Here is a 21,613-nt window from a genome sequence, read left to right as displayed (position 1 = left end):
CGTTGAAGCACTCCCACCGATCGCCTGAAAGCGGACGTTTAACGAGCTTCTTCGAATTACCAAAATGTTGGACAGTCCGGAATAGCTCCTTTCAGGAGCGCAATTGAGCTTTGGCTCACCGCGCGGTGTCGCCCGAAGGTAACGTGGAGGCGACGCAAGGAACTTAGCTTAACTGACAAGCACCGGATCGGTACCAATCGCAGCTGTGCTCAATCGACTTGGGCGTAGCCTAGCGCGATGTGCATCGAGCAGACATGCGCGATTTCGTGATTGTCGAGCGTCGCGGCAGCGACAGCGGGGCGGCTCGTGCTTGCCCGCAGCATCGGGCGCCAGCGGCGCCTCGGGATCGGGCTACGTGTCGGCTGTGGGCCGCTTGATGCAGGGGGTGTAGCGGAAACGGGGCGATCATCGTCCTTGGCGGCTGCGTCGATGATATCGAGCCAAAGCTGTGGCGGCACCGGCATGCGATGCAACCGGCAGGCTGTTAGGACGATAGGCCAATGGCCAAGCTCGACCGCCGAGAGCCGATTATAATCGGTTATGGCTTCGCATTCCCGCCGCGCCATGAACAGCGTGCGTGTCTCGCCCTTCTTGGGAGTGACATCGCACAACACCGAGCCGTGACGATCGTCGCCAAGATAGAGCTGCGCCTCGCTGTCCTGGTCGAGTAGGAACATCTGGAAATTGCAGTGCGGGAGGTCCTCGGCCTTGAAGTCGACGAGCCGGTCGAGCACGTCCTCGCGTTTGAGCGCCTCGGCCCAGAAGGCGAGCATCGGATAAAGCACGCTCCCCTCGGTAGACTCCTGGCGATATTCGTCGCTACTGCTCGCCGGGTGCGAGACCAGATACCAGTAGCTCGCGTGCCGGGTCGGGTAGGCCCCGTGCGTGCGATAGGCGAACCATGCCTTGTCCGAGAGGCTGTCGGCCCATTCGCCGATCGCGTCGTGGAACGGCTTGCGGCAGGCGAGAAAGGTGATTGCTAGCCCGATGTCGATCGCCTGCCAGTCAGCGATCGGCGTCAACAGTGCCGGGTTGTTGCGGATCAGCGCCACTAGCTGGAGCGCGAGTTCATCTATCGCTTCCGCCTGATCGCCGTCGGGCACGAGCTGCGGCGCCTTCGCGAAATCACTGGCCAGCCAAACCAGCCAAAGCCCCCGCAGCGCGATCCGGCCGACCATTTCGAAGAGCTTGAGGTTCACATCGACCGCACTCATCGAGCGGATCGCCGACGAGATGCCATGCTGGGTATTGGCGTGCGGCAGGATCGCCTTGGCGTAGAGTTCGTCCCAGATGGCATGGTGCAGTTCGACCAGCGCGTTGAACGCGAGACCAGCGGCTTCACCCGCCTGGGTGGTTTTGCCGAGATCCTGTTTCAACAACTGCCACGCGTGCAACAGCGCCATCTCGCTCGCGCGATAGGGCGCTTCGACATTTTCGGCCTCGCGCGCCCAGCCGAACATGATCCACAGCGAGAGGGTCATCTGCCGCACGCGGCGCAGCCGATCCGCGCTCTTCGGCTTGGCTTCGTCGGTCAGCACCCGGATCAGCTGCCCGAAATGACTCATCGCCACTTCCGGTTCCTCGACCATCGCCACCGCCTTGCGCAGATGACCGCGCAAATCGCCCGACATCAGACCCTCGCGTAAGGGGCCTTCGTCGATAAGCGCGGCAAGATGATCGCCGTCCCATTGCCTGAAGCTGATCCGGTCGTTCGAGTTGAAGTTTATATAGCCTTCGACGTCCGAACGGACACTCTCGTCGATCCCGCCGCCGAACGTGAGGCAGACGACGACGGGAAGCTGAGTATGCTCGATTGGAAGCCGTGCGCGCAGATAGACGTGGAGAATTTCATCGAGCGACGGCTTCAACGCCTGCTGCCCGACATTCCAGTCTTGACGGCTGAGGCTTCCGGCCTTGACCGAGAAAAGGAAGACCTTGTCCTGCCCGTCGATATCGCGCCCGACCGCACCGATATCGACGCCATGCTGGCGCGTGCCCACGCTCGGACGCGAGAAAACCCTGTAGCCCATCTCCGTCAGGAGATCGGGCAGGATCGCGTCCAGCTCGCCGCGCTCGCGCAGCGAAGCCAGATATTCGCGGATCATCAGCCTCATGTCGGCAAGCGCTCGACACGGAAATGCCGCAGCATGAGGTCGATCCCGTGCGGATCGACCACGATCATGCGCGCATACTCGTGGGAATGATGATGGCTCTGCATCTCGGTGACCATGCGTCGTTCGGAGCCGGGCTCATCGCCGAACGGTGCAACATAGGTGATCGAGCGGTTGCCGTAGAGCAGCACGACCTTGGTCGCGAGCTGCGAGAAAATCGATTCCTTCTCGCCGGCCTTCATCGCCTCTTCCATCTCCTGTTGCCGGCGGCGCCATTCGATCATCCGCTCACGCTCGGATGGGTCTAGCGCCTTCACCCGACCCACCGCGCGCAGGCCCTCGAGATAGCTTTCCAGCTGCTGAAGCGCCGCCTCGACGTGCGGGGCCGCCGGATCGTCAGTGTCCTTGGCGGCCTCGCGCAGATGCTCACCAAGCTCGCCTGAATAGTTGACGAGCAGCGGATCGAACAGCAGTTCGGTCGAGCCCTTGACCGCGTCGCCGACGCCAGTGCGCATGATCGCCATCAGCAGCGAGGCGGCCGTGACCGGGGTGGAAAAGAGGTAGCCGACCGCCTTGCGCGCGAGGAAGATCAGTTCCGCCGGACCATAGCCGAACGGGGCGAGGTCAGGACGGAGCAGCATCGGCGCGCCATGCACCTTGGCGACTAGCGCCATGACCGCTTCGCCAAGCGCGCGGTCGCCGGTCACGAACCATTCGACCGCGAGCGTCTCGAACCGTGCGCGATGTTGGGTCAGCAGCTGATGCTCGAACCCGTCAAAACTGTGGACGGTGAGTGTGCCGCGATTGGCGGACAGGAGCGTGCGGACAATGGCAATGGCGTGCTCGACATGCTCGCCCGAGATCATCTGGTATAGCGCATGATCAAGATGATCGACTGCCACGGCGTCGCTACCATCGATGGTCTCGGCGATCTGAATGAGGTGGTCGAGGATCGCCGGCGAGGCCGACTTCCACTGAAACCAGAGCGCCTGCATCGCCCGGCGGCGCATCTCGCTGCCGCCGCGCTTAGCGGCCAGAGTGACGATCGCGCCCGTATCGGCCGCGTTGGCCTGTTCGCCGCGGCCGTGGAGCTCGATCGCCGCATAGAGACCAATGCCGAGGCTTTGGTCGTCGGCTTCCTGTTCGAGATGCTGGCGCAGCGCGGCGATCGCGCGGGCCGCGAGCGCTGGGGTTGGACCAAGCGAGCCAAGCGCCTCGAGCGCGGCGGCGCGTGGCGGTCCAGGCTGTCCCGTTATCAGGGCGAGCGCCCAGTCGAGCGCGCCGTCTGGATCGCTCGTTGACCAGCCTTCAAGCGCCAGGCGCAGATACCAGCCATCGCGCGGCGCTTTGAAATCGAGCAATGTGGCGATGGCGGTGGCGCGTCCGGCGCCCTTGCACCAATCACGGAAGGGAAGCGCGATGAAGCCGCCGTCGCGATTGCGTCCACCTTCCTCGACCAGGCGGCGGACCGCCTTCAGCATCGCGGCGGGTTCGGCGTCAAGCTGCGGCAGCGCGTCCGAATAGAATTGCTGGATCTCGTAGAAGCGGAATGTATCACCGTCATCTCTGAACTCGTCGATCGCGGCCAGCAGATCGAAACGGCCTGTGTTGTGAAGGCCAATCGCGAGCGCGCGCATCGAAGGCTCATCGGCGTCTTCGCGCAGATTATAGCGACTGACGAATTCGAGCCACCGGCCCGCTTCGAGCGCCTGAATGATCTCTTGTTCGAGCGTCATGAGCCCCCTTTGCCCCGACGGAGGAAGATGGGGTCGCCGGTGCGATCCGGCAATGATCTTTTCTCTTTTTGTTCTTCCATTCCACATGTTGCTATGCGGCTGGGCTCTACTACGCGCGCCGCCGAGCGCTTGTCCGACGGGAACTGGACAATCGTAGCCGATCCTCCCGACCGGGTCGCGGCCCAAGGAGCACGTCCGTTACGCGGTCGAGGCGATACGCGACCGGGACGCGTTGATTGAAAAGAGCAGCAATGATTAAGTTAATATCATGGCGGACGTGAAGCCCAGTATCGAGATTGACCGGAGGCTTGAGCGCGAAGACCCGACCTCGCGCGTGCCGGTGATCATTAATCAGGCGGCGATCCTTGATCTTGATGGTCCAGTCGTCATCCTTGGCGATCCGGGCCTAGGCAAAAGCGTGCTGGCGCAGGCGATCGGGCGGCAGGCCGGCTTCGTTTACGTTCGCGCGGCAAGTTTCGTGCGGAATGCTCAGCCTGAACGCCTGATCCCCAATGGCGAATGTCTGGTCATCGACGGGCTGGACGAGATCGCGTCGGCGACGGTTGGCGGCGGCGTCGATGCCATTCTCGGTCAACTGTCGAAGCTCGGCTATCCCCGCTTCATCCTGTCGAGCCGCGAAGTCGATTGGCGCGGGGCGGCCGATCGAATCAAGATCGAGGATGATTATGTGCAACCCGCCATTCTCCTCCACTTGCTGGCGTTCGACCGAGATGATGCGACGCTCTTCCTTCGCCGTAATTTCCCTTCCGTCGATGTTGAGGGCGTGCTCACCCATCTTGCCGATCGTGGGCTTGAGGAAATCTACAAGAATCCACTGACGCTGCGGTTGATCGGCGAAGTCGCGGCGAGCGACGAGGCATTACCGAACAGCCGCGCGCAGTTGCTCGATCGCGCGTGTCAGCTTCTCGTGCAGGAAGAAAATCCGCGCCATCACGACGCCGCGCACGCGCATGCCGAGGCCGAGAAACTACTTCTTGCCGCCGGTGCCTACGCCGCCACCCAATTGCTATGCGACCTTGCGGGTCTGTTCAACGGCCCGGCGGGCAAGATACCCGATGGCTACGTCCTTGTGGGGAGCATCGCCGCGCTTCCGCACGCTGAGGCCATCGACGCCGCGCTCCACACGCGGCTGTTCGAGGCGGAAGGTGGTCAGCGCTTTCATCTCCTGCACCGGGTCGTCGCCGAATATCTCGGCGCGAAGTGGCTCGCGCGCTGTTTCCAGTCCGGTGTGTCGGCGCGGCGGCTCTTTTCGCTGTTCGGCCAGGGCCACGGCGTACCGACATCGTTACGTGGGCTGCACGCCTGGCTGGCCCATTTCGATAATACGCTGGCGGAGGTCTGTGTCGCCGCCGATCCCTATGCGGTGCTGCGCTATGGCGATGCCGAGACGATGCCTGTCCATGTCGCGCGCGGCTTACTGCGCGCCCTAGCGGCGCTGTCCGATCGCGACCCGTTCTTTCGAGCGGAGGATTGGGGCCGGCATCCGGCAAGCGGTCTCATGCGCGTCGAACTCAAGGACGACATACTTTCCCTGATCGGGACGCCCGACCAGCACACGCACCTCACGCTGTTGCTGGTCGAGGCGATGGCGGGAAGCGAGCTGACCGCGGCGCTGGAACCAGAGTTGCGCGCGATGATGTTCGACACGGCGCGCTACTATGGCGAGCGCAACCGGGCCGCGGACGCACTTCGTGAACTTGGCCGGATCGGTGATCCCGCCGCCACCATCGAACGCCTGCTGGCGCAGGGTGGCGAGGATGATCGGCGACTGGCGTGGGAAGTGTTGCACGATCTAGGGCTTGGCGCCGTACCTATGGAACTGGCCGTGCGCACCCTCTACGCGCACATCGGTATAACGGTCAGCGACCTCGACCAGAATGACGACCGGCTTGACCTTGCGCACCTCAGCGACAGCTCAATAGAAGCGCTGGCAATCGATCAGCTGACCGCGCTGCTCGATGCGGCTCGGGGGTATGGCGAGCCATTGGTCGAGAACAGCAATCACTCGGCGAAGGCTCAGGTTGCCGATCTAGTGCGGCTGGCCGGGCTTCGCGCGCTGACGCTCGACCCCGAGATGGAGCCGGCCGATATTTGGCGGCGGCTGCTCTGGGTTGATCATCATCAAGGCTACAAGCGGGAAACGACCAATGCGCTGATCGAATGGTTCGGCGCACGTCCAGCCGTTCGGCGCGCGATCCAGACGCATGTCGTATTTGATGGCGGATACGAGCATGTGCGCGATGCAACCTTCGCGTTTTACGAGTGCGGACTCGGCCTCTACCCAAATGAGGACGACGTCATTGCGCTTATCGAGGAATTCGATCGGCGTCGCGGCGACGGCGACACCAATCTTGAAATGTTGGAGGAGCTTGTCCTCCTCGCGCCGCGCCGAGATGGCATCGCCGCGACTGTGCGGGAGGCCGCGGCCAAGATCGGTGCTGAATCACCTGAGTTCATAGCGAAGCTCGAAGAGCTGTCGAAGCCGCTCGTCTTTGACTGGGAACGCAAGCAAGCTGCTGCTGAAAAGGAAGCCGATGCGCGGCGGGCTGGTGTTCATCAGACCTTCCGCGAGAGCATCGCCAAGGATTTTCTGGCGGTCGATGCCGGCGCGCCCAACCTGTTGTACGATCCGGCTAAAGCCTATCTCGGTCGCTTCAGGGACTTCGAAAAGGAAGCGCCACCTGAAACACGGGTCACGGCATTTCTCGGCGATGACCTCGGCGAGCGGGTGCTGAACGGCTTCATGGCAAGCTTCGATCGCAACGACCGGCCATCCGCTAAGGACATCGTCGAGACCCATCTCAGCGACAAGATTTACTTCGCGGAACTCAGCCTCGTATGCGGGGTGGCTGAACGGCTGCGGCGCAATCTCAGTGTAGATGATTTGACGGTCGAAGCGCGTGAGTCTGCGTTCATGGCGTGGCGCCGCACGACGGAGTCGCAGATTTCCGGCGGCACCGACTTAAAGCCGCTCGAGGATGCCGTGCTGTGCGACGACGCTGCCATCGAACGGTTCTTCCGCACGTCGATCGAGCCGCAGCTCGAGCGCAAGACCGGTCACGTCTATGACCTCTATTTTCTAGGCAATGATCCCCGCTGGCGGCCATTGGCCGGGCGGCTGGCGGTTGAGTGGCTACGCCGCTTCCCCTCGCTTCCGGCGTCGGTCGAGGCTGAAGTTCTCGGCTACGCGACCCGCCACGCCGAGCTGGCCGAATTGCAGGCGCTGGCGCGAGACACACGCAGCCGCCAGCATCGTGACTATGAAACTATGCTGGCGTGGCTCGCGCTCGATTTTCTTGTCGATTTCGATGCGACATTCGACGACCTCGTCGCCGTGGCGGCGGACGATCGCGAGTTTCTCTGGTTCATACGCGACCGCGTTTCCGGCGAGCGCGACGATCCCGAGCGACGGCTGTCGGTCGCGCAGCGCCAGTTCATCGTCGAACGGTTCAGCCATGCTTGGCCGCGAACCTCGCGCCCGCAGGGCAGTTCGAGCGGCAATACCAATCCCTGGGATGCGACATCGACGATCGAGAACAGCGGCTATGCGATAGGCGGTGACCCGTCGCGCGACGCGACCGCGGCGCTCGAACATCTGATCGCCGTTGCAGATCCGAGCTATGTCGATCCGCTGCGGCATGCCCTGGCGCTTCAGATGCGCGCCCGCCGCGATTCGGAGTTCACGTCAGTGTCGGTTGCGGGTCTCACCGCCGTCGTCGGCGGCGGACTGCCATCGACGATCGACGATATGCGGGCGTTTTTCGGCGACCGCATCAACACACTCATCGGTCGGATGCACGCGACCAGCACCGACATGTGGGAAGCCTATTGGGACGGCACCAAACCACGCGGCGAGAATTTCTGCCGCAACCGTCTGGTCGAGCATATCTCCGGTCAGTTGCCCGACGCGATCCGCTTCGCGCCGGAAATGCACATGCCGCAGCAGAAGCGCGCGGACATAGCCGCGATCTTGGGCAGCATCGGTCTGCCGGTCGAGATCAAGGCGCAATGGCATCCCGAGGTTTGGACCGCGCCGGTCGAGCAGCTTGCCGCAAGCTATCTGCACGATTGGCACGCTGAGGGCCGGGGCGTCTACATCGTCCTGTGGTTCGGCGATGTGCCGGGAAAGAATCTGCCCGCCCATCCCGACGGTTTGTCGCGACCGAAAACCCCGGATGACCTTCGGACGATGCTCATCGGCCGGCTGCCCGAGAATCTCCGGGACCTGATCGATGTCTACGTCGTCGATGTATCGCGACCCACCGAAAAAGCGGCTCCGGACACATGATCAAGCCCGCCTTTCTCAAAGCACAGGTGGCGAAGGCCAAGACACGTCGCAGGACACCGCCATTCCTGCGGCGGCTTGTCGCAAAGGCGGTCGATGCGACCGCACGGGAGCATTATGGCGAGGCCTATTCGACGAAATGCCTGCAAGCCGCAAAAGCGCTTCAGGCCGCGCTCGACCGCTTCGGTATCGGCGGTCGCCTGTGGATGGGCGCATTCTGTTCGGTGGAGGTCTATGCCGCCGCCGGCCATGACACTTGGGGCGGCTTCTGGGGCGCCGAACACCATGTCTGGTTCGTCACCAGTTTCAATGAGCTGGTCGATCTCAGCATCGCCCAGCTTCCACGGCATCCCAGGCAGAAGCGCGCCGATGGCATCGCGATGCCGGCGATCTGGTGGAACGACATGGGAGCGCCGCTCACGGTTTTCCGGTATCTTCCGGACGCGATCGTCAGGACGATCCGGTTCCCCGATCAGGCCGATATGGACGATCTGGCCGCCTTTGAAGCGGCGGTGCTGGACAGGCTCGACACCATGCTATCGACGATGGACGTGGCAGAGGTTACGTTCGGTCCGTTGCTCGAAAGTAGCGATCATGCCCAGCAGCTTCATGAGCAAGGCCATCCCTGGCTCAATCGCGCGATCCGATTTCAGGATCTGAAGATCCCGTTCCCGCCGTGGATCACTCTGCGCATCCGGGAAATTCGCGAAGCGCACGAAGCTGGCCGCCCGCTGCCGAGCCGCCTATCATCCGATCCCACGCTGGTCGCCAGAGACGAATGAAGCCTGATCTCTTATCACTAGGATGTGATGCCGCTCTCGCCGCTCGCTGCACTCAAGCGCGATGACTGGAAGCGGATGGTCGACGTCAACATCCATGGCGTCCTCAATGGCATCGCTGCGGTCCTGCCGCGGTTCGTAGCTCAGCGAAGCGGCCATGTGGTGAACGTCGCCTCGGTTGCGGCGCACATGGTAATGCCGACCGCCGCGGTTTATTGCGCCACCAAACATGCTGTGCGCGCGATTACCGAGGGGCTGCGGCAGGAGCATGACGAGGTCCGTTCGACGTTGATCTCGCCGGGTGTGGTCGCCACTGAGTTGGGTCATGACATCACCGATCCTGACGTTGCGGCGGCACTGACCGGATGGCGGAAGAAGTCGCTGACGCCGGACGCGATCGCGCGAGCCGTTCGCTATGCCATTGAGCAGCCGGAGGGTGTCGACATCAATGAGGTAATCGTACGTCCGACCGCAGCGGACATGTGAGTGCTTGGGCATGCCGGTGCCGTAGCGGGCACGCCCCAAACGACGGGTTCGCCGATACGATCAGCTCGTCGGACCGCGATGAACGTATGTCCGGTCACGGGAAGCTAACAAATGGACCTGAGTGGCCGATTTTGGGTCAAAGAAGGCCGGTGGCGCAGATCGCGCCACCGGCTTTTGTATCTTGGGCGCAGCTCAGTGGTGCGCGTCGACGCTGCCGCTCGCGGTGCCGGAGCCGCTGCCGGTAAGCGACGCATCACCACCCGATACCGCGCCAGCGAGCGCACCGGTCGCCTGACCAGCGCCGCTCGCGGCGGCGCTGCGCGCGCTACTGGCCGCATTGCTCGCGCGGTCGCGAGCGGTGTTCGCCGCGCCCATCGCGCGGGTGCGCGCCGTATCGGCGGCGCCCATCGCGGTGTTGCGGGTGGATGCCACTGCGTTCCCGACCTGGTCGGTGCCGATGAGTTGCGCGCTGCCGCTCGCACTCTTGTCGACGCTCGAGCTGCTGTTGTTGCTGGTGCTCCCCGCAAGCCCGTTCCCGTTGGCATCATTGGCGCCGATCGCCGCATCGGTGCTCCGCGTCACCGTGCCCGCGAGGCCGGCGTCTGCCGAGACCTTGCCCGAGCGGCTGTCGACCGACTTGTTGGCGCGCGCGCTTCCCGATGTGTCGATGCCGTTCGACATGCTGCCGGTCGCGGAGCCCAACGTGCTGCCGATCGATCCCGTGCTGCCGAGCGTCTGCGACACCGCACCGCCGAGCGAGCCACCCAGATTGCCGCCCGCGCCACCCAGCAGTTGCGCGTTCGCGGGCATGGCGGCGCCGATCAGCAGCAGGGCTGCGGCGGTGGAAAAAGCCTTGGTCATCGTCTGCCTCCTTGTTGGTGACCGCGTGTGTCGCGGCCTCAGAAGGGAAACGATGGCGCTCCCGCACTTCATCCCGGCGCGTGCCTTTTTTCTCACCTGATCCCGACGGCACGCGGCGGCGTGCGGCAGTCCCCGCACACGATGCCGCGACCGACCCGACCGGCGCCCGGACGCGCTTCTCCGCCGAGCGCCTCGACGCTGCCGCGCAAGGCGAGGCGCGCGGCGACGAGGGGTGCGGCGAACGACGTGCCGCGCAGCGCCTCCCACCCGCCGCCCGGCACCGCGCCGGCCATCTCCGCACCGGGCGCGGCGAAGTCGAGGTGCGTCGGCTTCCCTGCTTCGATGAGCGCGCGGCTACGCGCGTCCACGCCGGTGACCGCGACAACGCCGGGATAGGAGGCGGGATATTGCGGTGGCGCCGCCGGCCCGTCGTTCCCCACCGCAGCAACGACGGCGACGCCGCGCGCCGATAGCGCCTTCACTCCCGCTTCCAGGAGCGCATTCGGTGGTCCAACGAGGCTCACGTTGATGACGCGCACATTGCGTTGCGCCAGCCATGCCATCGCACGGACGATCGCCGCCGCCGAGCCGTTCGCGGCGGATCCGCCGTAGACGTCGGCTACCAGCAGCGAGGCCCGCGGCGCGGCGCCGCGAAACGCGCCCGCGGCGCCGACGAGCAGCGACGCAACCGCCGTCCCGTGCCCGCTCGGACGCGGCGCGCCGGCGAAGCCGCGCTGCTCCAGACGTGCGTTCTTGAATGCGGGATGCGCACCCACCCCGCCGTCGATCAGGCCGATAACGGGTTCCCCCGCCGACCCGTGCTCGATCGCCTCGGCGGGTGCGAGCGCCAACGCCCCGCCGGCGGGCTGATAGACGTGGTCGAGCGTGTAGCTGCCGGTCGGGTTCACGGCGCGCAGCCGCGAGAGCGCCTTGCGCGCCGACGTGCCCTTCGGTGCTGCTAACGTCGTCGTGCGAAAACCAAGCGACTCAAGCGCGACACTATCGATGACGCGGAACCCCGCATCACGCGCGGCAGCGAGCGCGGTGTCGGATAGATCGATGCCGACGATCACGTCACGGCGCACGGGATTGCCATCGTCGTCGGTGTCGAGCACGTCGCGGTTCGTGCGAACCAACTGGCGCAGCCGGTCGCGCCGGAGCGACAGGAGGCTGGCGGGCGGCGCGTCCGGGATCGCGGTGCGCACCATGTCGAGCGGCGCCGTCACGGCCGCACGGGTGGCGGTGTCGTTGCCGAGCAGCGGGCCGGTCAAGCCACCAAGCGGTCGACCCACAGGCAAGCCGCCGAGCAGCTGGCCCGCCGCGGGGGCAGCCACCAGCGCCAGCGCGCCTGCAACCGTCGACAAGAAGGTGATTCGCCGCATCCGCTTTCCTTTTTCCACGTCTCAACGGATGAAACGAGGAGCGGGTGTCGTTTCATCCGCATGGACGAGGGCACAACGATTGACCGCATTCGAGCACGAGCTGGCAAGCGTGATGCCGCGGCTGCGTCGCTTTGCGCACGGGCTCTCGCGTGATGCAACGGATGCCGACGATCTCCTTCAGGCAACGGCGGAGCGGATGCTGCGCGCGCGTGCGCAGTGGGAACCTGGCACGAACTTCGTGGCGTGGTCCTATCGCATCATGCGTAATCTATGGGTCGATACCGCGCGGGCGCGACAGCGGCACACGAGCGTGCTGGCACCCGAGGAGGAGGGGCTCGCGATCGGCATGTCCGGTGCGGCCGAGGCCTCGGTGGAGCTCGGCTATCTCATGCGCGCAATGGAACGCCTGCCCGACGAACAGCGCGAAGCGGTGGCGCTCGTGATGATCGAAGGGCTTGGCTATGCGGAGGCGGCGGGCGTGCTCGACATCCCGGCCGGTACGCTGACCAGCCGGCTCGTGCGCGGTCGACAGGCGCTGCGCGCCATGCTGGAGAACGCATCATGATCAACACGATCGACGAGGCCTCGATCATCGCGTGGATCGATGGCGAACTCGCGTCCGCGGAGGCGGATCGGGTGGCGCGTGCGGTGGCAGGCGATCCGGCGCTGGCCGAGCTGGCGGAGGCGCATCGCGACATGCGCGCGCGCTTCGACGCAGCATTCGCAACGCTGGCGATGCCGGCAGCGGCGGAGGTGGTGTCGCTGGCCGATGTTCGTGCGCAGCGGGCGGAGCGCGCGCGTCGGCCGCGGCGCTGGATACCTGCGGCGCTCGCCGCATCGCTGGTGGGTGGCGTGCTGCTGGGGCAGCTTGTGCCGCGGTCGGGTGGGATCAGCGATAATGCGGATGCCCTCGCTCTCTCGCCGGCGCTCGGCCGGGCGCTCGATCAACAGCTCTCGGGCGACGGCGCGACGGTGCGGGTTGCGTTGTCGTTCCGCGACCGCGCGGGTCGCTATTGCCGCAGCTTCACGGCAAGCCGCTTGTCCGGAGTCGCCTGCAAGGACGATGGCCTTTGGCACCTCCGCTATGGCGAAGGTGCAGCGGGCGCGCGCACCGACTATCGCATGGCTGGAAGCGAACCGGTCGCTATGGCGGCGGTGACAGCGATGATCGCGGGTGAACCGTTCGACCGCGATCAGGAGCAAGCGGCGCGTGCACGTGGGTGGCGGTAGCGTCGCGCCTAACTTAGCCATCTATCATGAATGAGCGTCCGCTCTGCGAGCGGTCGAGTTCGCTCTCGTATGACCGGTTGTGGGTCAATTCGAGCGCGTCGCCATTCTCGGTGCAGTCGTGATAGTCCACGCTTTAGGATCTGGTAGGGGCAGCGAGCACACTGCTTCGACCGTGCGTCCGTCTTGGAAGCGATAGCGGATCGGTGCGGCACGCGCACATCGTGCCTGGACGGCACGGAACATGGCTTCAGCGTCGGCCATCGGATCATGGTCTTCGATCCGAGCCACCACGGGATCACCCGACAGCACACCACATCTAACGCCCGTGTCGAGCTTCACTCCTTCCGGCACGGTGTAGAAGCCGGTAGCTCCGGTACAACTCTGGGCGGTCAGGTGCAGAAGTGCAGCGCGTCGGTAATCGCCCCGTCCCGGCGCATTCGCGAGGGAGACACCCAATCTCGATAGCCGTGCTTCGAGCGATGCCCAGCGGTCGGCTCCCCGTCCATCCAGAAGTATCTTCACGGCGCTATTCTGTGTCAGCGCAGCACGAAAGTCAGCGACACCGTAACCGGCACCGCTGCGCCCTCTAGCCAGCATGGCGTTCCACAGATTGAAGATGTCATGCCGGCCATGGGTAGCTTTGCGCATCTCAAGATCTGCGATCCATTGGACCACCACGCCGCAATCGTAGACCGCAGAGCCGGATCGCAGTTTCTGCGGGTCGTAATCGCGGTCGCCTAGCGCCGACCGACATCCATTAAGACGTCTGGCCACAGAAGATTTTGCCTGATCTTCGTTGGTCGCACCCGACGTGGAAGCGGCAACCAACGCGCCGTACTCGGCGGCGCCCTCATGCAGCCAAGGCGCAGTTTCACCATCCTTCAGCAAGATGCCGTGACCGTTCCACAGGTGGAAGGTCTCGTGCCACACAAAGGTAGACAACTGATCCATTACATCCGGCGCTGGCTCGGCCCACGACGTGCCGAAGAAGCGCGTGGCGATCACCCCGGTATTGGTGACGTCGCCACGAAACACAGTCGGTCCGGGGCTATCGGTGGTGACAACCAAAGTCGGCTCATAGGGCAGGGCCCGCCCTAGTCTCGCACCGTAGAAAGCCTGAGCTTTGAAGAATCCGTCGCTCATCAACTGCGATAGGGAGGCAGGAACCGAGGCGCCGGCGACCACAGCGCCGCCTGCCTTGTGCGTGACCGCTGTTTCGGGGCCGAGGTACGCGTAGCCTTCAATCGCGCGTTCACCAGGCAAGACCACCTCGCCAGCTCCGGGGCGCAACGTCAGGGTCGTTTCAACGTCCTTCAGCGCTACGCCCGGCCCATATAGGATTACGCCGGTGCCGACTTTGGTCAAACCCATGTAGACTCGGTCGACCTCGGCCGCGTCTGGCGCGATAAGAATCTGGAAGGTATCGAAGGGACGCTTCGAGCGGACGATGCCCTTCTCGATCGCCAGACCTGGCGTCGCGATGGTCCAGCGATCGCGAATGATGTCCGCTTCGTGAAACGTAACTTCCGTGACTGGCCTAGCAAGATGCCAGGTGACCGCCACTCCATCCGTCGCAGTACGAGCTTCAACCGTGGCAGTCTGCTGAACCTGAGCCGCTGCATCACCGCTAGCCAAGATTGCAACAGCAATGACAGCGATCAGATCTAACTTCATCAAGGTTCTCATCCTATGAGGATGTTGAAGACGAATAGGGGTGAGGCATTAAGCTGCGTTAAGCTAGATGCAAAAGTAACCTGGCCAAGCCTTAGGGTTGCGAAATCAACCACCATTTATTTGTCGGTCGCAAGTGAATATGACCAGCATCCGACTCGAGGCAGCAATCGTTATAGTTGATGCCTTATCAGTACCGGGCGTGCGTTAAGGTGAGGTGCTGCATCTGGCCAAAGCCTGCGCCCATTGCAGTGTCTCGGGCTTGAGCGCGGGCATCGCGTCGCTCTTGCCGTAGCCTTTCAGGCTCGCATAGCGCTCCACGAATATCGCACCCGGTGCGCCGGCAAGCTCAGCGATCGCGCCGTTGCCTTGCTCCTGCGCGATCGCACGGGCCATGACATAGCCAAGCGCATAGAGCACCTCATCGCCGTAAAAGCCGAGACCATATACTTCCTCGGGCGTCACAGCGGCACCAGAGGTGAGGCCATGTATAGACAATTCGAGCTGGACGATGCTGCGGTCCACCATGTCAATGTTGCGTACGACCCGCGCTCGCTCCTTGCTTGTCGCAGCATCGGTGCCATGCTCAGGTAACGAGAGGACATCGCCGACATAGCTTGCGGTGCCCTCGGCCGACAGCGAGGCGAAAAAAGCTGCGATGTCTGTCCCGTGCGGAGCAGCGGCAATGCATCGTTCTTGGCCTAGCCTCTCCTGATACGCCTCCCGTGCCAGCGCCTGCACTGCATGGTAGAGTTCATGCTTCATGATCGTGGAAGCCAGCACGGCTGACGGAAAGCGATCGAGGTTGAGGAAGAACTGCGGCTCGCCAAACGCGAAACCGCCCGACGTGCCACCAACGATCAGATAGCCCGTGACGCGACCTTTTAGCGTAGGGGATGTGAATGCGGCAATGCGCGCCTTTACCGCGTCTAGAAGGTGAAGCCTTGGATCATTCAGCTTCGTCAGCGCATCTTCAGTTGCTGCGGCGTGGTCGCGGACATCGTCAAACCGGAACTTACTGACGTCAACGAACGACGTGTCATGATGAGCCGCGGCTACCAGGGCTTGCGCGAAGAGTTGATCACTTGCCGTCCTGCCATAGGACTTTGCTTTTCGGATCAGCCCCTGATTGCCCGGCAGTTTCGCCACCTGCATGGCTTCGTCAATCGACAGGGTCGGGTTGCGAACCGCGGTGAGGACGGCCGTCGCCGCCGTCGCGTCGACCGATACCGTGACGTTCTCAGCTGCTGCCGCTTGCGCACCAACGAACAGCGCCATCCATGCGAATTGCCACCACCGCCGCATTTCCACTCTCCCACCCACGTCCGAGCATAGAATGACTACAGGTGTAGTCAATACATAGGGTATCTCATGCCTTGTGAAAGATGCTGCATCTCACAGGCATGGTTGCTGGACATAATCAATCCTACGGTGACGCTCGATCACCTGCACTTACGGCTATACAGACGTCCGATTGCGACCGATCCTGCTTTACAAGGTTCCGCGTCGCCAGCGCGATCGACGTGGAAGGGCGGCGCGCCTAAGGCGCTCCATCGACTGTTCGAGCTGCGAGATAACGTGATCAAGGCCGCCACGACGCTATCCGAGACCATGTCGGCACCATCCTTGGTACCGACGTTCATTTGGCTAGGCGTCACCGTCATGCTGGTGATCGTCAATGCTTTTGACGTCGCTGCGGCATTTGGCTCCTTGAATGCGCTAGCTTTCTGGGGGGCGTTGGTCGGCGCAAACATGCTTGGCTGGTCTGCTTGGCGGCGGTTCAGCCCGAGTGCTCGCGAAAGCGCGGATCGAACAGTGCTCAGCGCTATCATCCTGAACGTGTTGCTCGCGATCGAAGTGCCGCTGCTTCACCGGTTGATGGGGCGAACTGATGCGACGCTTGAATGGAAGCCTTTCGCTTACGGTCTGCTAGCGACGGGCTTCGTCATGTTCTTACTCCGCGCAGCACGGGCGCGACACACGGCCATCAAGCATGGGAGCGATGGGATTGCCCCCGCGCCGACGCCACTATCGATGACGCCGACTATCGTACCCAACGTTCTCTCGCGCGCGGGGATCGTCGCTACCGACCTCTTGTCCGTGCGTGCCGAGGATCATTATTGCCGTCTGACCGTGCGAGGGGGCACGTCGTTGCTGTTACACTATCGCTTTCGGGATGCGGTGAGCGACTTGGTAGAGGTGCCGGGTGCGCAGGTTCATCGCGGTGCGTGGGTCGCTGACCAAGCCGTCAAAGGATGGGATCGCATTGGCCGGCGCTGGTCGTTAAACCTCGTCGACGGCTCTCGTATACCGGTAAGCGAAACAAGCGTGGGGCTTTGCCGCGCGCGTGGTTGGCTTGATCGCAGCGGACCGGCGTAACGCCAATCCCGTCTCGCGAAATTCCTGCTTTTCTGACGCAATCCTAGCTTTCCTCCCTTTGCTCCATCGACCAGCACCGCACTTCTGAGAGACGGGGGCAAGGTGATGGGTTCAATATCGGCGATTGGAACGGCGCACGTTGTGATGGGGAGCGTAGCGCTGGTCAGCGGGGCCTTTGTGTTGATATCGCCTAAGGGCACCCCGCAGCATCGACGCCTTGGCGGCATCTATGGTGCCGCGATCCTAGCGATCAATGGCACCGCGTTGTCGATGTACGACCTGACCGGGCGGCCTAACGTCTTCCACATCATCGCCCTATTGAACCTCGCCACGCTAACGCTGGGGATGCTCGCAATGCGGCGCTGGCGGCGGACCCGTGAGGTCACCGATCTGCTCACGCACCAGCGGCGAATGACAATGAATTATGTTGGCCTGTGGATGGCCTTCGTAACCGTATTATTGGTCAACCCGATGATGGGTGTCAGCAGGATCGCTGATCCGCGCAGTCACTGGCCGCTCATGATCGTGCTTAACGTTTCGCTGTTCGTCGCTGGCGCCTGGCTGGTGCGCACGCGGACGAGCCAGCCGCTGGTGCGGGCATGACGTCACGTTCAACTGCGGAGCAGTGCCTGCCGGTCACCGACGTCGTCGCGCTGGCGGCGCTGGCGTGGGTTGCGGCGGCTACGTTGCATGAGGGACTGGGGCATGGCCTGGCCTGTACCGCGATGGGGGGCGATCCGACACGTTGGAGCACCTTCCACTTCAGCTGCGATCGCTTGTTGATGTCTCTTTGGGACCAGCGGATCGTGGCCGGGGCTGGGACTGCGGTCAACGCCGCCCTGGCGGCGGTGGGATGGTACGGTTGGACGAAGGATGGTGCGACACGGCGGCGCTTGGCCGGATGGATCGTTTTCACGCTCAACGGGCTGACCGCATTCGGTTACCTCGTTTTCTCTGCCATTTTTCAGATTGGCGACTGGAACGCCCAAGGAGTGATGGCAGATGTCGCTCATCCTACTGTAGCCCGCGGTACGCTCGCGATCATCGGGGTGGCTGGATACTATGGCATCATCCGCGCCGCCGCACGGATGTTGTCGCAAACGCTCGACGGCAGGAACCTCGAGGTGAAATCGCGTCGACTGGCCGTCATCGTGTGGATCACGACAGGTGTTATCTCGTTGGGCGCCGCGCTGGCGGCAGGAAGCGATTGGCGATCAACAATTGGTGCATCGGTCGGGGTAGCGCTTGGTGGCAACGCCGGATTGTTTAGTCTTGCCCGCTTCGTGAAGCCGACGACGATAGAGCTAGAACGGTTGCGCCCGAACTGGGCATTGCTAGGCGCTGCAATCGTCGCGACGGTGACATTCGTAGCAATTCTCGGACCAGGCATAGCCTTGTAGCGCTATTAGGAACGGCGTTCGTACTCCGGCTTGTGTCGAGCGGATCGGCACGTGCCTCGAAGATTAACAAGCGGCCGGAACTAAGCGGTCGTAGATCGGCGGCGAATGTCCGCTTGTGGGTCTCAACGGGCACGATCGCGGGAGGTCGTTGCTAGGCTACCTTCACACCCTTCCAGAACGCGATGCGACCTCGGATCTCCTCTGCCGCTGACTTGGGCTCGGGATAGAACCAAGCAGCGTCGGTGTTCTCGACACCAGCCACGTGCAGGCTGTGATAATGGGCCGTTCCCTTCCACGGGCAGATCGTCGTCTTGTCGCTGGGCTTTAGAAATGCAGCGTCGACGCTGTCGACTGGGAAATAGTGGTTGCCTTCGACCACCACGGTATCGTCGCTCCTGGCGATCACCGCGCCGTTCCACCGTGCCTCGACCATCGTGCGTCTCCTTTGCAGGGGCAAGGTCGGGCCGCGTGGGCGCATGGTCAAGCCGGCGCGGCGCCTCCGACGCGGCATGCCCCAGCGCATCTACCAGAATGTTCACAATGTGTTCCGCTTAGCGTACAAGGTGGCATGATGGTACGCAAGATCATCCACGTCGACATGGACGCCTTCTTTGCGTCGGTTGAGCAGCGCGACGATCCGGCGTTGCGCGGCAAGCCGGTCGCAGTCGGCCATGCCGCCGCGCGCGGCGTCGTCGCCGCAGCGAGCTACGAGGCGAGGGCGTTCGGCGTGCGCTCCGCGCTGCCGTCGGTCACCGCGCTGCGCCGCTGCCCCGACCTCGTCTTCGTGCCGCCGCGCTTCGAGGTGTATCGCGACGTGTCGCGCCAGATCCATGAGGTTTTCGCACGCTACACGGACCTGATCCAGCCGCTGTCGCTCGATGAGGCGTATCTCGACGTCACCGCGAACAAGTGCGGGCTGGACACCGCCTGGCTGACCGCCAAGGCGATCCGCGCCGACATCCTGGCCGCGACCGGGCTGACCGCGTCGGCTGGGGTCTCGTACAACAAGTTCCTCGCCAAGCTAGCCTCCGATCATCGCAAACCCAATGGCCAGTTCGCGGTGACGCCGGAGATGGGCGCGGCTTGGGTCGAGACGCTGCCGGTCAGCCGTTTTCACGGCGTCGGCCCGGTGACGGCGGGGAAGATGAAGCGGCTGGGAATCGAGACGGGCGCCGACCTCAAGGCCAAGTCGCTGGCATTCCTCCAGCAGCATTTCGGCAGCTCCGCCGAATGGTATCACGCGATTGCGCGTGGTGAGGACGATCGCTTGGTCAATCCAAACCGCGTACGCAAGTCTTCCGGATCGGAGACGACCTTCGACCGCGACCTGACGGAGGCGGCGGAGATTGAGGCGGGCGTGCTCAGGATGGCGGACGATGTCTGGCATTGGTGCGAGAGCCGGCAGGCGTTCGGCCGAACGGTGACGGTGAAGGTGAAATATGCCGATTTCCATCAGCTCACGCGGCGTCGCAGCCAGCCCGTGCCGGTGACCAGCCGCGATGCGTTGTACGGCGCTGCGCTGGCGCTGATCCGGTCGGTGCTGCCGGCGGAGAAGGGCATACGGCTGGTCGGCGTGACCGTCTCCAACTTCGCGGCGGTGACAGCCGAGACCACCGACGAACTGCCGATCTTCGTCGAGGCGGCGGCATGATGCTCGACCTTTTCGACGCGCCGCTGCTGCCGGGTCTCGCGCAACGAGCGTCGCTGATCAGCGTGGATGAGGAGCGTCTGCTGATCGACCGGATCGATGCCACCGATCTTGCGCCGTTCCGGTTCCAGGGCTGGACGGGTAAGCGGCTGACGACCTCGTTCGGCTGGAGCTACGATTTCGAGGAGGGCCGACCCAAGGACGCCCCACCGATGCCGGATTGGCTGTTCCCCATCGGCGACCACGCGGCCGGGTTCGCCGGCCTGGCACCGGCAGCGCTGATCCAGGCGCTGCTGATCCGCTACGATTCGGGCGCGGGGATCGGCTGGCATCGCGACCGGCCGATCTACGGCGATGTCGTCGGCCTGTCGCTCGGCGAGCCCGCCACCATGCGCTTCCGGCGGCGGCGCACCGCCGGGTTAGAGCGCGCGTCGGTGCCGCTCGAACCGCGCGGCGGCTATCACATGACCGGGCCGGCGCGACACGAATGGGAGCACAGCATCGAACCGATGGCACGACCGCGATGGTCGATCACCTTCCGCAGCTTGGCGGACATGCGATGACCGGAACGACAGGAGCGCCCGTGGCGGGGCAGGTCGGTCGCATCGACGCACCCGAGTTCGTCGTTGTCGACGTGGAGACGTCGTGCTCGCAGGTCAGCAGCATCTGCCAGATCGGGATCGTTGGGTTCAGGGACGGTCGCGAGACCTTCGCCTATGAGACGTTGCTCGATCCGTGCGAGCGTTTCTCGTCGTTCAACACGCGCATCCACGGCATCACCGCAGATCATGTGACGGGCGCGCCGACGTTCGCCGACGCTCATGCGATCATCGCGGGTCATCTGTCCGGCCGGATCACCGTCGCGCATTCGCTGTTCGACAAAGGCGCGCTGGCCGCCGCCTGTATGCTCCATCGGTGCGATCCGATCGCGACGACCTGGCTCGACAGCGTGCGCGTGGCGAAACGGGCGTGGCCCGATCTGCCGAGCCACAGGCTCAACGTGCTGACGCGGTTTTTGGGACTGCCGCACAAGCATCACGACGCGCTGAGTGACGCGCGGGCGGCGGGCATGGTGATCGTGCGCGCCATGGAGCATACCGGCATGGACCTCGCCGGCTGGCTCGCGCCGAGCAGTCTATCCCGCGTCAAGGCGCCGCCACCCGCGCCAGACGGCCCACTCAAGGGAGAACGCATCGTCATCCTCGGCGAGCCTCGCAACGGCCCTATCGCACGCCGTCTGGCTGGCGAGGGGGCACGCATCATGGCCGCAGTCGGTGTCAGCACGACGCGGCTGGTGATCAGCGACAGGCAGCCTTTCGGACGCTTCGTCACTGCCCATGCTCAGTATCGCCAGGCGAATGCGTTACGAGAGACGGGGGCGGCCATTTCGATCTGCACGGAGACTGAGCTGGGCGACCAACTCGGTGACCGTTGCTAGTCAGCTCCCCGTGGTCTGAACGAATGTCCGAAGATGGTGATCATCTCTGATGCGCCGAACGACCGAAAATGGGTCCTGGCGGCCGCAAGTCTGCCGGGCAGGTCGCGCTGCAGCCTCTCCTCGTTAAGTTCGTCCCCAGCCGCCTCCACGCGGACTGTTCAGCGGGAAACCGGTTGTGCGCGAGCC

17 protein-coding genes and 1 pseudogene are annotated in these 21,613 nt (G+C 63.8%); 11 read left to right on the top strand and 7 right to left on the bottom strand.

Annotation, left to right across the window (positions count from 1 at the left end):
• Window positions 1-209: 209 nt before the first annotated feature.
• Both KZ810_RS12840 and KZ810_RS12835 read right to left on the bottom strand, forming a co-directional pair.
• Window positions 210-2,105, bottom strand: coding sequence for a hypothetical protein (locus tag KZ810_RS12840; RefSeq protein WP_219769520.1), 1,896 nt, complete (start codon window positions 2,103-2,105; stop codon window positions 210-212).
• 5 nt (window positions 2,106-2,110) lie between these two features.
• Window positions 2,111-3,847: a hypothetical protein gene (locus KZ810_RS12835; RefSeq protein WP_219769519.1), complete on the bottom strand. Its 1,737-nt coding sequence runs from the start codon at window positions 3,845-3,847 to the stop codon at window positions 2,111-2,113.
• 268 nt (window positions 3,848-4,115) lie between these two features.
• Here KZ810_RS12835 and eruA point away from each other — a divergent pair, with 268 nt between their 5' ends.
• The 3 genes and pseudogenes from eruA to KZ810_RS12820 form a co-directional block, all read left to right on the top strand.
• Window positions 4,116-8,156, top strand: a complete 4,041-nt coding sequence (gene eruA, locus KZ810_RS12830) for an NACHT domain-containing antiphage protein EruA (protein ID WP_219769518.1) — start codon at window positions 4,116-4,118, stop codon at window positions 8,154-8,156.
• Window positions 8,153-8,935, top strand: a complete 783-nt coding sequence (locus KZ810_RS12825) for a hypothetical protein (RefSeq protein WP_219769517.1) — start codon at window positions 8,153-8,155, stop codon at window positions 8,933-8,935. Before eruA ends, KZ810_RS12825 begins: the two co-directional genes overlap by 4 nt.
• Window positions 8,936-8,959: 24 nt before the next feature.
• Window positions 8,960-9,418, top strand: a pseudogene (locus KZ810_RS12820) (SDR family oxidoreductase); the annotation flags it as partial.
• 192 nt (window positions 9,419-9,610) lie between these two features.
• Here KZ810_RS12820 and KZ810_RS12815 read toward each other — a convergent pair.
• Window positions 9,611-10,279, bottom strand: coding sequence for a hypothetical protein (locus tag KZ810_RS12815; protein WP_219769516.1), 669 nt, complete (start codon window positions 10,277-10,279; stop codon window positions 9,611-9,613).
• A 92-nt stretch (window positions 10,280-10,371) separates the two neighbouring features.
• Window positions 10,372-11,661 carry a S8 family serine peptidase gene (locus KZ810_RS12810; protein WP_219769515.1) on the bottom strand — a complete coding sequence of 430 codons (1,290 nt, stop codon included), beginning with the start codon at window positions 11,659-11,661 and terminating at the stop codon, window positions 10,372-10,374.
• A gap of 28 nt (window positions 11,662-11,689) precedes the next feature.
• Here KZ810_RS12810 and KZ810_RS12805 point away from each other — a divergent pair, with 28 nt between their 5' ends.
• The gene (locus KZ810_RS12805) at window positions 11,690-12,226 is read left to right on the top strand and encodes an RNA polymerase sigma factor (RefSeq protein ID WP_219769763.1); all 537 of its coding nucleotides are present in this window, start codon (window positions 11,690-11,692) and stop codon (window positions 12,224-12,226) included.
• Window positions 12,223-12,891, top strand: coding sequence for an anti-sigma factor family protein (locus tag KZ810_RS12800; RefSeq protein WP_258044887.1), 669 nt, complete (start codon window positions 12,223-12,225; stop codon window positions 12,889-12,891). The genes KZ810_RS12805 and KZ810_RS12800 overlap by 4 nt, the downstream gene beginning before the upstream one ends.
• A gap of 84 nt (window positions 12,892-12,975) precedes the next feature.
• Here KZ810_RS12800 and KZ810_RS12795 read toward each other — a convergent pair whose 3' ends face one another.
• A complete protein-coding gene (locus tag KZ810_RS12795; RefSeq protein WP_219769514.1) occupies window positions 12,976-14,565 on the bottom strand; it encodes a hypothetical protein in 1,590 nt (529 codons plus the stop codon).
• Between the two features lie 204 nt (window positions 14,566-14,769).
• Entirely contained in the window at window positions 14,770-15,840 is a 1,071-nt protein-coding gene (locus tag KZ810_RS12790) for a DUF5700 domain-containing putative Zn-dependent protease (protein ID WP_219769513.1), read from the bottom strand.
• A gap of 300 nt (window positions 15,841-16,140) precedes the next feature.
• Between KZ810_RS12790 and KZ810_RS17395 the strand changes: the two genes are divergently transcribed.
• The 3 genes from KZ810_RS17395 to KZ810_RS12775 all read left to right on the top strand — a co-directional run bounded on the left by KZ810_RS17395 (window position 16,141) and on the right by KZ810_RS12775 (window position 18,341).
• Complete coding sequence (locus tag KZ810_RS17395; protein ID WP_219769512.1) at window positions 16,141-16,941, top strand: LytTR family transcriptional regulator DNA-binding domain-containing protein; 801 nt, start codon at window positions 16,141-16,143, stop codon at window positions 16,939-16,941.
• Between the two features lie 105 nt (window positions 16,942-17,046).
• On the top strand, window positions 17,047-17,544 hold the full coding sequence (locus tag KZ810_RS12780) for a DUF2306 domain-containing protein (protein WP_219769511.1): 498 nt from the start codon (window positions 17,047-17,049) through the stop codon (window positions 17,542-17,544).
• Window positions 17,541-18,341: a hypothetical protein gene (locus KZ810_RS12775; RefSeq protein WP_219769510.1), complete on the top strand. Its 801-nt coding sequence runs from the start codon at window positions 17,541-17,543 to the stop codon at window positions 18,339-18,341. The genes KZ810_RS12780 and KZ810_RS12775 overlap by 4 nt, the downstream gene beginning before the upstream one ends.
• Window positions 18,342-18,492: 151 nt before the next feature.
• Here KZ810_RS12775 and KZ810_RS12770 read toward each other — a convergent pair whose 3' ends face one another.
• Window positions 18,493-18,819 (bottom strand): DUF427 domain-containing protein, encoded by a 327-nt coding sequence (locus tag KZ810_RS12770; protein ID WP_506376788.1) that lies wholly within the window; start codon window positions 18,817-18,819, stop codon window positions 18,493-18,495.
• A gap of 93 nt (window positions 18,820-18,912) precedes the next feature.
• Between KZ810_RS12770 and dinB the strand changes: the two genes are divergently transcribed.
• The 3 genes from dinB to KZ810_RS12755 are packed head-to-tail and all read left to right on the top strand — an operon-like array spanning window position 18,913 to window position 21,427.
• Window positions 18,913-19,992 (top strand): DNA polymerase IV, encoded by a 1,080-nt coding sequence (gene dinB / locus KZ810_RS12765; protein ID WP_258044886.1) that lies wholly within the window; start codon window positions 18,913-18,915, stop codon window positions 19,990-19,992.
• On the top strand, window positions 19,989-20,552 hold the full coding sequence (locus tag KZ810_RS12760) for an alpha-ketoglutarate-dependent dioxygenase AlkB (protein ID WP_219769507.1): 564 nt from the start codon (window positions 19,989-19,991) through the stop codon (window positions 20,550-20,552). Before dinB ends, KZ810_RS12760 begins: the two co-directional genes overlap by 4 nt.
• Complete coding sequence (locus KZ810_RS12755) at window positions 20,513-21,427, top strand: 3'-5' exonuclease (RefSeq protein WP_308461551.1); 915 nt, start codon at window positions 20,513-20,515, stop codon at window positions 21,425-21,427. Before KZ810_RS12760 ends, KZ810_RS12755 begins: the two co-directional genes overlap by 40 nt.
• Window positions 21,428-21,613: the final 186 nt, after the last annotated feature.

It is taken from the genome of Sphingomonas citricola (assembly GCF_019429535.1).
In the GTDB taxonomy this organism is placed as follows: Bacteria; Pseudomonadota; Alphaproteobacteria; order Sphingomonadales; family Sphingomonadaceae; genus Sphingomonas; species Sphingomonas citricola.
This window is presented reverse-complemented; position numbering and strand designations above follow the sequence as displayed.

Bases quoted from the DNA above. Each gene is read 5' to 3' on its own strand.
- KZ810_RS12840 (WP_219769520.1), bottom strand. From the start codon at position 2,105: ATGATCCGCGAATATCTGGCTTCGCTGCGCGAGCGCGGCGAGCTGGAC.
- KZ810_RS12835 (WP_219769519.1), bottom strand. From the start codon at position 3,847: ATGACGCTCGAACAAGAGATCATTCAGGCGCTCGAAGCGGGCCGGTGG.
- eruA (WP_219769518.1), top strand. From the start codon at position 4,116: ATGGCGGACGTGAAGCCCAGTATCGAGATTGACCGGAGGCTTGAGCGC.
- KZ810_RS12825 (WP_219769517.1), top strand. From the start codon at position 8,153: ATGATCAAGCCCGCCTTTCTCAAAGCACAGGTGGCGAAGGCCAAGACA.
- KZ810_RS12815 (WP_219769516.1), bottom strand. From the start codon at position 10,279: ATGACCAAGGCTTTTTCCACCGCCGCAGCCCTGCTGCTGATCGGCGCC.
- KZ810_RS12810 (WP_219769515.1), bottom strand. From the start codon at position 11,661: ATGCGGCGAATCACCTTCTTGTCGACGGTTGCAGGCGCGCTGGCGCTG.
- KZ810_RS12805 (WP_219769763.1), top strand. From the start codon at position 11,690: ATGAAACGAGGAGCGGGTGTCGTTTCATCCGCATGGACGAGGGCACAA.
- KZ810_RS12800 (WP_258044887.1), top strand. From the start codon at position 12,223: ATGATCAACACGATCGACGAGGCCTCGATCATCGCGTGGATCGATGGC.
- KZ810_RS12795 (WP_219769514.1), bottom strand. From the start codon at position 14,565: ATGAAGTTAGATCTGATCGCTGTCATTGCTGTTGCAATCTTGGCTAGC.
- KZ810_RS12790 (WP_219769513.1), bottom strand. From the start codon at position 15,840: ATGGCGCTGTTCGTTGGTGCGCAAGCGGCAGCAGCTGAGAACGTCACG.
- KZ810_RS12780 (WP_219769511.1), top strand. From the start codon at position 17,047: ATGGGTTCAATATCGGCGATTGGAACGGCGCACGTTGTGATGGGGAGC.
- KZ810_RS12775 (WP_219769510.1), top strand. From the start codon at position 17,541: ATGACGTCACGTTCAACTGCGGAGCAGTGCCTGCCGGTCACCGACGTC.
- KZ810_RS12770 (WP_506376788.1), bottom strand. From the start codon at position 18,819: ATGCGCCCACGCGGCCCGACCTTGCCCCTGCAAAGGAGACGCACGATG.
- dinB (WP_258044886.1), top strand. From the start codon at position 18,913: ATGGTACGCAAGATCATCCACGTCGACATGGACGCCTTCTTTGCGTCG.
- KZ810_RS12760 (WP_219769507.1), top strand. From the start codon at position 19,989: ATGATGCTCGACCTTTTCGACGCGCCGCTGCTGCCGGGTCTCGCGCAA.
- KZ810_RS12755 (WP_308461551.1), top strand. From the start codon at position 20,513: ATGGTCGATCACCTTCCGCAGCTTGGCGGACATGCGATGACCGGAACG.